This is a genomic window from Thermopetrobacter sp. TC1 (genome assembly GCF_000746275.1).
Taxonomy (GTDB): domain Bacteria; phylum Pseudomonadota; class Alphaproteobacteria; order Rhizobiales; family Aestuariivirgaceae; genus Thermopetrobacter.
Genome location: NZ_JQKX01000013.1, coordinates 247,309 through 258,231, shown reverse-complemented (window position 1 = coordinate 258,231; position 10,923 = coordinate 247,309). Strand labels below are relative to the sequence as shown.

Here is a 10,923-nt window from a genome sequence, read left to right as displayed (position 1 = left end):
TCCAGGGGCGGTTTACGCATGCGGTGATGGCGGTCAAGACTGGTTCTTCAGGACTCTGCCCTTCAAGAGGAACCTCCCATTAAAAAGCATACGACACAAATCAAGCCTGCTGGTGAACGCTATGGCCCACCAAGACCGCATCGTCCGTGGCCCTGGATTGCCGGAACAAGTCCGGCAATGACGTTTATTCTTGTTTTTCAATGAGTTAAACAAAAAGATCCCCACTCATGAAAAGTCTTTTTTCTCCGGTCGATTTGGCGGCAACATCATGCTTTCTGAATTTTCTGACAGTGGTGAACGCGCGCGCGGGTCCTGGGCGGCCCTGCCGAAACGGGCGCAAAGTGTCTGCCAGAAGGGATGTCCGGCAAGATGCCGGCGAAAGGCCGTATCCGTCTCCTTAGGAGCCTGATGAATGTAGCGCCAGGCCTCAAACAGGGCGTCTCCCTTCAGTCCGCGCAGCCAGGCAACACCGGCCTCGAAGCTGAAGGGGCGGCCCGTTTCCGCCTCGAAATTGGCGGGCAGATGCGTCCACACCGCCGCGCGAAAGGTCTCCTGCCGCTCAAGCCAGGACAGCACACGACGCCCCGTGGCCTCATCACAGTTGAACGCACGTCCGCCTTTCTCGGCAATCCCGATCGCCTCTTCCGGCGCCCGTTCCCGTCGCGCGAGATCCCTGGCCGCCTCGATGAGGCGCGCGCGGCGTGAAGCCGTGACCGAAGTGGGCACGGCCCTGGCCGCCGGATCGACAACCAGCACCAGCGCCCCCTTGCGTTTGGGTGAAATGCGTGAGAATTCCACCGTCAGACGCGGCCCCGCGCCCCGCCGCCAGCCGCCATGGATGTGCGGTGCCAGACATTCCTCGTCCCAGATCAGCGAACCATAGGCGATGATGGCGATGGACATTGCACGCCCCTTGTGGAATGACACGCTCCTGAACAGGCGGCATGCCATACAAGCCTTGGCGAAAGCTTGCGAAGAAGGGCGCCGCCCATACATGAAGGGCCTTCAGGGCCGGTCACGGGGAATGCCACATGAGCACGGAGGATCTCGATGCGCGAAAGCGTCGCATCCGTTTTCGCGCCACGCATCGCGGCATGAAGGAGCTGGATATTCTTTTCGGCCGCCTCGCCCGCGAGGTGCTTGACGATCTCGACGAGGCCGGCGTGAGCGCCTTTGAAAGACTGCTTGAGGTGCCGGATATCGAGGTGCTTTCCTGGGTCTCCGGCACCGCGCCCGTGCCGGAAGACTATCGCTCCTTCCTCACCGACCGGCTCTTGACCTATCGCTTCGACGTTGCGGATTACGAGAACGGAACCTGACGGCTTCACGACATGCAGGCGAAGGCTACCCTGAAAGATCAGGCCCGCGCATCCTGGCTGCCGGCCGCAAGCATCCGCGCGCTGAAGGAGGCGCTACACGCCCCCGGCGAGAGCGTTCTGGCCTCCTGCCCGCAGGGGCTGGATGCGCTGGCGCTTTCCACGCTTGCGCAACAGGCGGCGCAGGACGGGCGCATTGTTGTGCATATCGCCCCATCCGATGCCGACATGGCGCGCATGCACGAATCCTTGCGCTTCTTCGCGCCGGGCCTGCCTGTTGTGCGCTTTCCGGCATGGGACTGCGCGCCGTATGACCGCGTCTCGCCCAGCGCCCGCATCATCGCCGAGCGCATGGCCTCGCTGGCCGCCATCGCCCGCCATCGTCAGCGCACCGAGAGCACGCCGGACAAGGGGGCTTCCCCCTTCATCGTGCTCACCACCGCCGCAGCCGCCCTCCAGCGGTGTCCGCCGCGCGAGATGGTGCGCACCGCCAGCATTCCCCTCAAACCCGGGCAGACCCACCGCATGGAAGACCTGGCCGACTGGCTGATCGCCCAGGGCTTCACCCGCGTCGGCACCGTCACCGAGCCGGGGGAATTCGCCATGCGCGGCGCCCTGCTCGACATATATACCCCGGGCTGGCAACAGCCCGTGCGCCTGGATTTCTTCGGGGATGAGCTGGAAAGCATCCGCGCCTTTGACGTGCGCACCCAGCGCACCACCCGCACCCTGCCCGAAATCATCCTGGAGGCGGCCAGCGAGGTGCCGCTGGATGAAGCCGCCCGTGACCGTTTCCGCCGCAGCTATGTCGAGACCTTTGGCGGCGAGGCCATGCGCGATCCCATTGTCGAGGCCATTCGCGAAGGCCGCCGCTATCAGGGCATGGAACACTGGCTGCCGCTCTTTCATGAGCGGCTGGAGAGCCTTTTCGATCACGTCGGCGAAAAGGCGGTTGTCGCCATCGATCATGAAAGCACAGCCGCGCTCACTTCACGGCGCGAGGAGATCGCCGAATATCATGCCGCGCGCACAAGCGGCCTGAAGGAAAAGCTTTTCGGCGCCGATCCCTATCGGCCCCTGCCTCCTGAGGCGCTGCATCTGACCGAGGAGGAATGGCAGGAAACCCTTTCCCGTCATGCCGTCTTTCTCATCAGCCCCTTTGCCGAGGATCCGTCAGCCGCAAGACCGGTCATCGACCTGAAAGGCCGCAAGGGACGCAGTTTCGCCGCCGAGAGAGAGGCGGAAGGTGTTAACGTCTTCGAGGCCGTACGCGATCATGTCGCCACCTTGCGCAAAAGCGGGCGTAAAGTCTTGCTCGCCGCCTTTTCGCCCGGTTCCGCCGAACGCCTCTCGGCCATTCTCTCCGACCATGGCCTGGCTCCCCTGGGCCATGCCCAAACCTTCAACGAGGCCCTCGCCCAGGGCGAAAGGGTTGTCTCCACTGCCGTTCTCGGGCTGGACAGCGGCTTTGAAACCGAAAGCCTCGCCGTTGTCTCCGAACAGGACATTCTCGGCGATCGCCTTGTGCGGCGCACCCGCCCGCGCCGCCGCGAGGCCGATGTCATCACCGAGCTCACCGCGCTTTCGCCCGGAGATCTCGTCGTGCATGTGGATCATGGCATCGGCCGCTTTGAGGGGCTGAAAACCATCGATGTCGGCGGCGCCCCGCATGACTGCCTGCATCTCACATATGCCGGCGGCGATCGTCTCTTCCTGCCGGTGGAAAACATCGACCTGCTCTCCCGCTACGGCGGCGAGGAGGCCACCGCCCAGCTGGACAAACTCGGCGGCGCCGCCTGGCAGGCGCGCAAGGCCCGGCTGAAAAAACGCTTGAAAGAGATCGCTGAGGAGCTCATTCGCATCGCTGCTGCGCGTCAGTTGCTTCAGGCCCCGGTGATCACCCCGCCCGAGGGCCTGATGGAGGAATTCTGCGCCCGCTTTCCCTATGAGGAAACGGAGGATCAGAAGCGCGCCATCGAGGCGGTGCTGGAGGATCTCGCCTCGGGCCGCCCCATGGACCGCCTCATTTGCGGCGATGTCGGCTTCGGCAAGACGGAAGTGGCCTTGCGCGCTGCCTTCGCCACGGTCATGAGCGGCCATCAGGTGGCCCTGATTGTGCCCACCACCCTTCTGGCCCGTCAGCACGCCGCCACTTTTCGCGAACGCTTCGCTGGCTTTCCGGTTAACATCGCGGTGGCCTCGCGCATGACCCCGCGCAGGGAACTCGCGAACATCAAGAAGGGCCTGGCAGATGGCACCATCGACATCGTGATCGGCACCCATGCCCTGCTGGCCAGGGATGTGCGCTTTGCCGATCTTGCCCTGCTCATCGTCGATGAGGAGCAGCATTTCGGCGTCAAGCACAAGGAACGCTTAAAAGCCCTGAAGGAAAGCGTGCATGTGCTGACCCTGACCGCCACGCCCATTCCGCGCACCTTGCAACTCGCCCTTTCCGGCGTGCGCGAGTTGTCCGTCATTGCCACTCCGCCGGCGGATCGCCTGGCGGTGCGCACGTTCCTGACCCCCTTTGATCCGGTCAGCATTCGCGAGGCCCTTTTGCGCGAGCATTACCGCGGCGGCCAGAGCTTTTATGTGGTGCCGCGCATTTCCGATCTGGAAGAGATCGCTGCTTTCTTGCGTGAGCACGTGCCGGAGGTGCGCTTTGCCACCGCCCATGGCCGCATGACGCCGAAGGAGCTCGACGAGGTGATGACGGCCTTTTATGAGCGCCGTTTCGACGTGCTGCTGGCCACCACCATCATCGAATCCGGCCTTGATATCCCATCGGCCAACACCATGATCGTGCACCGTGCCGACATGTTCGGCCTCGCCCAGCTTTATCAGCTGCGCGGCCGCGTTGGCCGCTCGCGCCTGCGCGCCTGGTGCCTGCTCACCATTCCGCCCAACCGCCAGCTCACGCCAGCTGCCCGCAAGCGCCTGGAGGTTCTGCAATCGCTGGATTCGCTCGGCGCCGGCTTTCAGCTTGCCTCGCATGATCTCGACATCCGCGGCGCCGGCAACCTGCTGGGCGAGGAACAGTCCGGCCACATTCGCGAGGTGGGTTTTGAGCTATATCAGCACATGCTCGAGGAGGCCGTCGCCGCCCTGAAAAGTGGCGTGGCGGAGGAAGAGGCGGAAGAAACCTTCTCGCCCGCCATCAACCTCGGCGTGGCCGTTCTCATTCCGGAAAGCTACGTGCCCGATCTTGGCGTGCGCATGGGCCTTTATCGGCGGCTGTCCCGCCTCGACACCCAGGAGGAGATCGACGCCTTCGCCGCCGAGTTGCACGACCGCTTCGGCCCGCTGCCTGAAGAGGTCCGTCATCTTCTGGAAGTGGTGGCCATCAAGGGCTTGTGCCGCGCCGCCCATGTCGCCGCTGTCGATGCCGGCATCAAGGGCGCGGTGCTGCGTTTTCATCACGATACCTTCCCCGCCCCGCAGGCCCTGGTGGAATGGATTGCCGATCAGGGCACGCGCGCCAAGCTGCGCCCGGACATGCGCCTGGTCGTCAAGCGCGACTGGCAGGATCTGAACACGCGCATGAAGGGAATCAGGCGTGTGTTGACAGAGCTGGGCCGTCTCGCTGAAAAAGCGCTTTAGAGCGAGGATTTAATTGCAAGGAGAACGACGCCAGCGAGATGTAGCAAAAATGCTGATTTTCATGGGCTGGCACGTCGGATCATGTGAGGTCACGTCCTCCTTCTTTACCCCAAATACGGGCCTCATACCCTGGAATCTCTGCTGCCATTCTCGCTTTGTGTCACAGTTCATAAAAATCCACTACCCACGCATATACAATCTCAGATTGCTTTTCAAAGTGTAATCAACCTGCAATTATTGCGCCTATCCGGGGGAGGCACCGAGCCGTGCTGGGTGTGACAATAACGGGATGAATGGCTTTCCCCTCAAATGGGAAACGCAGCGAGAGGAGCAACAAGAACAATGAAGAAATCCGGCACTGGCTTGGCTTACATGGATGGGCGCTCTTTGGCCGTTCGGGAGAATGGGGATATTGCCGAAGACATCGGCCGTTTTGCCAGCCGGCAAGACCTGGCGCTCTATATCTCGGACGTCACCCTGCAAATGCGCAATCTTGCCCGCGCCGCCGACATGCACTTTCTCGCCTATCTTCTGGAAATGGCCTTTCAGGAGGCCTTTGACATCGGCAACGGCAGAAGAGGCCAGAAGGGCGCCGATGCCTGAAAGCCAACCGTTTGCCATGGTTTGGGCCGCTCTTGCCTTGCCTTACGGGAACGGTATGGTGTCACGTTAGGTTCGGCCTTTCAGGAGGAGTGGGCATGCCCCGGTTTGCGGCACCACGGGCATCAAGGCGAAAGGGCGGCGATCGCCTGTTGCATAGAGAGAGGCGAAAAGCCATTCGCTTCCCCATGCCGCGTGCAAGACAGGTGGACCAGCCGCATTCTTCGCACAAAAGACGATGGGGCCTTGCCTTTCTTCTCCTGGCTTTCCTTATGGCCGAAGGGCCTTTTCTCTCCTTGGACGCTCAGGCCCAGACCAATCTTCTGGAATGGCTGGTGAATACGGGCAGTGGAAAAGGGCGCAAGGACAAGGCCGGGGCCCAGCGTCCAAAGGTGCCCAAACTCCTGCGGGAGTTGCGGCAGAAGGCCAGGGGCGGCGATGTGGCCGCCATGCTGCGCCTGGCCCGAGCCCATGATCCGGACAGCATCGGCTTTGAGGTGCCCGGTGCCCGCAAGTCACTGGTGGAAGCCGCCCGCTGGTATCGGCGCGCGGCCCAGGCCGGCGATGCCGCGGCGCAATATCGCCTCGCCCGCATTGTACATCTGGGCGGCAAGGGCATTCGTCAATCCGCCAGCACTGCCCTCGTTCTCTATCGCGCCGCCGCCCGTCAGGGGCATCCACAGGCCATGCTGTGGCTGGGCTGGGCTTTGCTGCATGGTGAAGGCACCCGCAAGGATCCGGAAAAGGCGCGGGAATGGTTGCAGAAAGCGGCCGAAGCAAAAGAACGCCGCGCCATGACCGCCTTGGGACTGATCTATCTCACCGGCGAGGGCGCGCCGCGTAACCTCAAATTGGCAAAAGAGTGGTTCTCCCGCGCCGCCGAGCAGCAGGAACCCTGGGCCATCAACAATCTGGCCGCCATGCATGAAATGGGCTGGGGCATCCCCAAGGACAAAAAGAAAGCTGCCGCGCTTTATGAACGTGCCACTGCCCTCGGCCTGCGTCAGGCCGCCGCCAATCTTGCGCGGTTGAAATCAGCCGAATCAACATCCGGCCAAACAAAGACGACAGATTCGAACAATCTGCCGCCTGCTTCGTTTCTCGAGAAAGAAAACCCCGCAACAAAAGGCAAGGCGGATTTTCTCAGGCGATGACCCAGGCCGGATCATCCCTTTGTGAAATCACCACTCAGCTCACCTCCGCCGGAATCCGTATTGCCGCCGGAATTGCCGCCGGAATTGCCCCCAGAGCTGCCACCGCCAGATGAACCTGAATCACTACTATCAGAATCAGCACGTTCATCAGAGTCCGGAGCATACCGTTCTGGACTGGGCCGGAAGTTCATGCGCTTGAAATTGCGCCTTTGATTGGCGCCATCACGCATGTCGAGCTCCAGCCTCGTCAAATAGACTTCCAGATCATCAATGGAAGGATTGTTGGCGGTGATGTAATCGCGCGCTTTCTTGAAGGCGTCGATGAGCGCTTCGCGGGAAAGGATCTCGGTTAGGGGCTTGTCGGATTGATAAGTGCGCAAGGCGCCGCCGGCCATGACCGCGCCGGCCGGCACGATGTCGGCATTATCGGCATTGCGGACATTTTCCGCGGCGCGTGAAGGCGGCTTGCGCACACCCTTCCACCGCGGCCCCCCCAGATAGACCGCCGCATACATGATGCGCGCCTTCAAAAGCGGCGTGCCGCTGGCCACCAGGCCGTCATAGAACATACGATGCACCTCCTGCCACGGCGCCGTCTGATAATAAGGCCCGTTCTCATTGCGCTTGGCGCAATAGGCATCATGCACCGTAGCGGCGTTCAGGAATTCCTTGCTGCGCGGATCCCCGATCAGCGGCACGAAGATGACGGGAATGGAGGCGCCATCGGTCCACGTCCCCTTGGGCGCCACCCAGGAATCCTTGTCCGCATCCACGAATTTCAGCGTGTTGCGCGTCCGGTAGAAGGGATAGGGGCTTTCGGGAAAATGCCGCGGCTTGCCATCCAGCTTCACCGGGCTGTTGATGAACTTGCAATTCACCCGCCCCGGCCCTTCGCAGGACACGGTACGGATGCGTGGTAAATCATTCCGGTTGACGGTAAAGGCCGTCGTGGAAGCCTCGGTGCCGCCATCAAGGATCGGCATGTCACCATTGGCACAACCGGCTAGAAGAAGCGCCGAAAATACAACCAAAGGACGCATAACCGACACTCTTCTTCTTAAGGAAGTAAGAAGCTTCCCAAAATTAAATGAGAGTTTAAAGCAGAAATCCCCTCGGTCAAGAAACTTTTATCTTCTGATATTGTTTTGCATCTTTGGCGGCAGCGATTGCGGCACGTCATATTTATGCACCCCGGCATCCACGCCATAGCCCCAGGTATCGATGACGATCAGCCGCTTGCCCGGCAGTCCCTCGCGCTTGCGCACCGCCGCGAAGAACTGAGAACGCATGCGCGCCCCGCGTTTGCTCTTGGGATCGATGCTGAAAACGATATGCACAGGCGCCGCATCCGGCTCATTGAGCGGGCGCGCCAGGGCGTGCACCCGTTCGCCATGCACCGTCCAGACCAGGATGACCATCTTGCGATGCGGCTGCGGAATGCGGATGGAAAAACCCGTGCCCAGCGCCAGCCAGACAAGGGCGAAAAACACGAGCACGCCCGCCGCCCAGGCCAGCCACAGCCGTTTCACCCGCCGGATCAGCAGCACACCCCACAGCGCAAGGATCAGCAGCGCGGCATATGTCAGCAGCAGCCTGTCCATCCTTCAGGGCTCCCTGCCCTTATCTTAACGCCGCCGCTTCCCCGGCGGGCCGACGATGCCCTTTTCCTCCAGCAGCGGATAGAAGATCTCAAACGGTGCGAAATCGAGACTGTCCTTCACAAGCCGCCCGTTCTTCATGCGAAAGGAGACGAGCGCCTTTTCCTGCCCCGGAAAATTCAGCCGCACCTTGTCCTCATAGATCACATGCATCAGATCCTTGCGGCGATAGCGGATGGAAACGCGCACATCCTGCGGCTTCTGCCCTTCGCCGTTGTCGGAATAGTAGACGAGCGAGAAGCGGTAGCGTCCGTCCGGAATGCCGCGGGAGAAAAGGAATTCATAATTCAGGCCGGAGAAATCCTTCTCGCGGCCCATGTCGTCTCGCACCAGATTGAACAGGGCGCCGTCCGGATTGAGATAGCCTACCTTCTCGCCATTGGGGCCCTCAACCCAGATGTCGATATCCGCGCGTGATTGCGGATCCCAGACGATTTCCGCCAGCAGATCGCCGGCCGCCTTCTCGATCTGCCGGCTTTCCTTGGGGATCTTGATCAGCGGAATGATGAGCACCACCAGCGTGAGCATCAGAAGCGCAAGCAGGAAGAGCAGGTCGCGAAAGACCACGGCCATGGCATCTTCCCGCTGCCGCCAGGCCATGTCAGCGCTCCCGTTCCTGCGCCGCGCCCCTCTTATCCGGCGGGATGCCGGCCGCGGCCGGGGGCTGTCTGGCCATGTCCGTTTCGGCTGGCTCAATGGCGGAAGGCGGGCGATAGAGGATCTCGCGCACCTTGTCCATGGCCGCCATGACCAGGGCGGCGGAGAGACCAATCAGCGTGGTGTCCACCGCAAAGGCCACCATCTTCAGAAAGCCGCCGATTTCGCCAACCAGCGAGGTGGGGTTCTGCAGCGCCTCCACATCAATGCCCGCCAGCGCCAGCGAAAAGCCCAGCACCGTGCCCAGCATGCCAAGCCCTGTGGTCAGCCAGGCCCAGAAATTCACATCCACCTCCCGCCCGGCAAAGGCGAAGGCCTCGACAATCAGCACGATGGCGAGAATGATGCCGAAGAACCAGGCAGTGAGCACATCATCGAGAATGCGGTCGAGATAGCCCTGCACATAAAGAACGCCAAGCAGCCCGAGAAGCGACAGCAACAGCGAAAGCTCAATCACCTTCGCCCACGGCGTGTATCTGTATCCCTTGACCCTCATGCGCTCATGTTGCTACGGCCCTTTCCTTGGTGCAAGCGGCAATGGTCAAGTTGAAGGCTTAAGAGCCCTTTGTGACAAAATCTTCTCGATGCTGTGCTTGAATGCTTGCCGTCGTTCTTCCAGCCAGTCAGCCAGATCATCCCACCTGCCCACATCAATGAATGAGAGGGGCCGCCAAATTTGCAAAACGTGTCCTTCTCTATGATCAGGCTTGGCCACAGCCCCCAAATCCCGGGCGAGTTCATCGAGATATGGCCCGAGAATTTCTCTGGCGCGGTCCTTTTTCTCTTCCCAGCCGCCCAGGACGAAAACGCCACATTGCTTCTGACCGATGCTGAGAACGAGCTGAATGTCCCCATCTGCCAGAGGAAACCACGCCACCCAGTGGCGATTGGGCCTGAAACCATCCCTGACAGCCTCCGGGTGCCGCTTTGCGAAATATGTCCAGAAGGCCAGGCGTTTCTCTGACTCTTCTGTATAACCTTTGCGTCTTTTCTCGCTCAGCGCGCGCTCCCACCCTGAAGGTCTTTCCAGAACATCAAAAATGACTGCCGGTGCGCTATCGCCTATACGAATAACCTTGAGACGGACAGCAAAGAAGGAAAAGTCATCAGCTGTATGTTCGTTCAGCCAGCGAATGGCCGAAAGATGAGGTTCCTGAAAATCAGGAGAAATCCAGATAACCGTCTTTGCCTCCAGACCGGCAAGATAGGTCAAAATTTGTCCAAGGTGTGTGTGATCGGTCTTTTCCAGCTGATTTTCTATGAGTACAAATGATCCATCTTCAATATTTCGTGCAAGAATATCCGCAGCGAAATTTTCAACGGCAATCTCCGTGCCGGATAAGTCAAGACGAATTCCAATCGCTTCCGAAAGACGATCAAGGTTCTCCGCCAACCAGGGAGTAAAATCCCGCGTTTCGTTTCGCCAGATATTCCTGACCGGAACCTCACGCAACTCGCCTAGATCGACCATCACACTCACCCAGTTTCAAATATCAGTGTTCACGCATATTTTTAATCATAAAAGGAAATGCAATTTTTGAAAAATTGCAGAATTTTACATTAAACACCATTTAATATTTCCCCACGTTGGAGAAAGTTTCTTTAATTTTTCTCTCGTTTTTTATTTACCCAAAACTATAATGCTTCCTTATCGGCTTCCTGATTTCCCACGTGCAGGACATGCCGTCGGGGAAGGTGACGAGGTCTCCGGCCTTGATGGTGACCGGCTCGCCGCCGTCGGGTGTGACCACCACTTCGCCTTCCAGGATGTAGCAGGTTTCATCGCCGTCATAGGTCCAGGGGAAGGTGGCCACGTCGTGTTCCCAGATGGGCCAGTCGAACACGCCCATCTCTTCAAGCTTCGCTTTGTCCGGATTGCGCTCCAGCTTGATCTCGCGCATCGCTCGTCTCCCTTGCTGTCCTCTTCGGCTTCCTGAC

At 60.2% G+C, this 10,923-nt stretch carries 11 protein-coding genes; 4 read left to right on the top strand and 7 right to left on the bottom strand.

Annotated elements, in window-relative coordinates; genetic code table 11:
* Positions 1-225: 225 nt before the first annotated feature.
* Positions 226-903 (bottom strand): hypothetical protein, encoded by a 678-nt coding sequence (locus tag EK16_RS02215; RefSeq protein ID WP_038034117.1) that lies wholly within the window; start codon positions 901-903, stop codon positions 226-228.
* Between the two features lie 128 nt (positions 904-1,031).
* Between EK16_RS02215 and EK16_RS02210 the strand changes: the two genes are divergently transcribed.
* The 4 genes from EK16_RS02210 to EK16_RS02195 all read left to right on the top strand — a co-directional run bounded on the left by EK16_RS02210 (position 1,032) and on the right by EK16_RS02195 (position 6,670).
* On the top strand, positions 1,032-1,319 hold the full coding sequence (locus EK16_RS02210; protein ID WP_038034113.1) for a succinate dehydrogenase assembly factor 2: 288 nt from the start codon (positions 1,032-1,034) through the stop codon (positions 1,317-1,319).
* A 12-nt stretch (positions 1,320-1,331) separates the two neighbouring features.
* A complete protein-coding gene (gene mfd / locus EK16_RS02205; RefSeq protein ID WP_081910167.1) occupies positions 1,332-4,916 on the top strand; it encodes a transcription-repair coupling factor in 3,585 nt (1,194 codons plus the stop codon).
* Positions 4,917-5,279: 363 nt separating this feature from the next.
* The gene (locus EK16_RS02200) at positions 5,280-5,519 is read left to right on the top strand and encodes a hypothetical protein (protein ID WP_156098431.1); all 240 of its coding nucleotides are present in this window, start codon (positions 5,280-5,282) and stop codon (positions 5,517-5,519) included.
* Between the two features lie 269 nt (positions 5,520-5,788).
* Positions 5,789-6,670, top strand: a complete 882-nt coding sequence (locus EK16_RS02195) for a tetratricopeptide repeat protein (protein WP_038034108.1) — start codon at positions 5,789-5,791, stop codon at positions 6,668-6,670.
* Between the two features lie 11 nt (positions 6,671-6,681).
* Here the strand turns inward: EK16_RS02195 and EK16_RS11285 are convergent, their stop codons facing one another.
* From EK16_RS11285 to EK16_RS02165, 6 genes are all read right to left on the bottom strand, one after another.
* Positions 6,682-7,710 carry a DUF1353 domain-containing protein gene (locus EK16_RS11285; RefSeq protein ID WP_081910165.1) on the bottom strand — a complete coding sequence of 343 codons (1,029 nt, stop codon included), beginning with the start codon at positions 7,708-7,710 and terminating at the stop codon, positions 6,682-6,684.
* 87 nt (positions 7,711-7,797) lie between these two features.
* Entirely contained in the window at positions 7,798-8,271 is a 474-nt protein-coding gene (locus tag EK16_RS02185) for a hypothetical protein (protein WP_038034104.1), read from the bottom strand.
* A gap of 24 nt (positions 8,272-8,295) precedes the next feature.
* Positions 8,296-8,928, bottom strand: coding sequence for a hypothetical protein (locus EK16_RS02180; protein ID WP_038034101.1), 633 nt, complete (start codon positions 8,926-8,928; stop codon positions 8,296-8,298).
* A 1-nt stretch (position 8,929) separates the two neighbouring features.
* Positions 8,930-9,481, bottom strand: a complete 552-nt coding sequence (locus EK16_RS02175) for a hypothetical protein (protein ID WP_038034100.1) — start codon at positions 9,479-9,481, stop codon at positions 8,930-8,932.
* 45 nt (positions 9,482-9,526) lie between these two features.
* A complete protein-coding gene (locus EK16_RS11280; protein WP_051928789.1) occupies positions 9,527-10,456 on the bottom strand; it encodes a hypothetical protein in 930 nt (309 codons plus the stop codon).
* Between the two features lie 154 nt (positions 10,457-10,610).
* Positions 10,611-10,886: a cupin domain-containing protein gene (locus EK16_RS02165; RefSeq protein ID WP_038034099.1), complete on the bottom strand. Its 276-nt coding sequence runs from the start codon at positions 10,884-10,886 to the stop codon at positions 10,611-10,613.
* Between the last annotated feature and the right edge of the window lie 37 nt (positions 10,887-10,923).

Excerpts from the sequence above, each read along its gene's own strand:
- EK16_RS02175 (WP_038034100.1), bottom strand. The coding sequence starts at position 9,481 with ATGAGGGTCAAGGGATACAGATACACGCCGTGGGCGAAGGTGATTGAG.
- EK16_RS02185 (WP_038034104.1), bottom strand. The coding sequence starts at position 8,271 with ATGGACAGGCTGCTGCTGACATATGCCGCGCTGCTGATCCTTGCGCTG.
- mfd (WP_081910167.1), top strand. The coding sequence starts at position 1,332 with ATGCAGGCGAAGGCTACCCTGAAAGATCAGGCCCGCGCATCCTGGCTG.
- EK16_RS11280 (WP_051928789.1), bottom strand. The coding sequence starts at position 10,456 with ATGGTCGATCTAGGCGAGTTGCGTGAGGTTCCGGTCAGGAATATCTGG.
- EK16_RS02215 (WP_038034117.1), bottom strand. The coding sequence starts at position 903 with ATGTCCATCGCCATCATCGCCTATGGTTCGCTGATCTGGGACGAGGAA.
- EK16_RS02165 (WP_038034099.1), bottom strand. The coding sequence starts at position 10,886 with ATGCGCGAGATCAAGCTGGAGCGCAATCCGGACAAAGCGAAGCTTGAA.
- EK16_RS02180 (WP_038034101.1), bottom strand. The coding sequence starts at position 8,928 with ATGGCCTGGCGGCAGCGGGAAGATGCCATGGCCGTGGTCTTTCGCGAC.
- EK16_RS11285 (WP_081910165.1), bottom strand. The coding sequence starts at position 7,710 with ATGCGTCCTTTGGTTGTATTTTCGGCGCTTCTTCTAGCCGGTTGTGCC.
- EK16_RS02195 (WP_038034108.1), top strand. The coding sequence starts at position 5,789 with ATGGCCGAAGGGCCTTTTCTCTCCTTGGACGCTCAGGCCCAGACCAAT.
- EK16_RS02210 (WP_038034113.1), top strand. The coding sequence starts at position 1,032 with ATGAGCACGGAGGATCTCGATGCGCGAAAGCGTCGCATCCGTTTTCGC.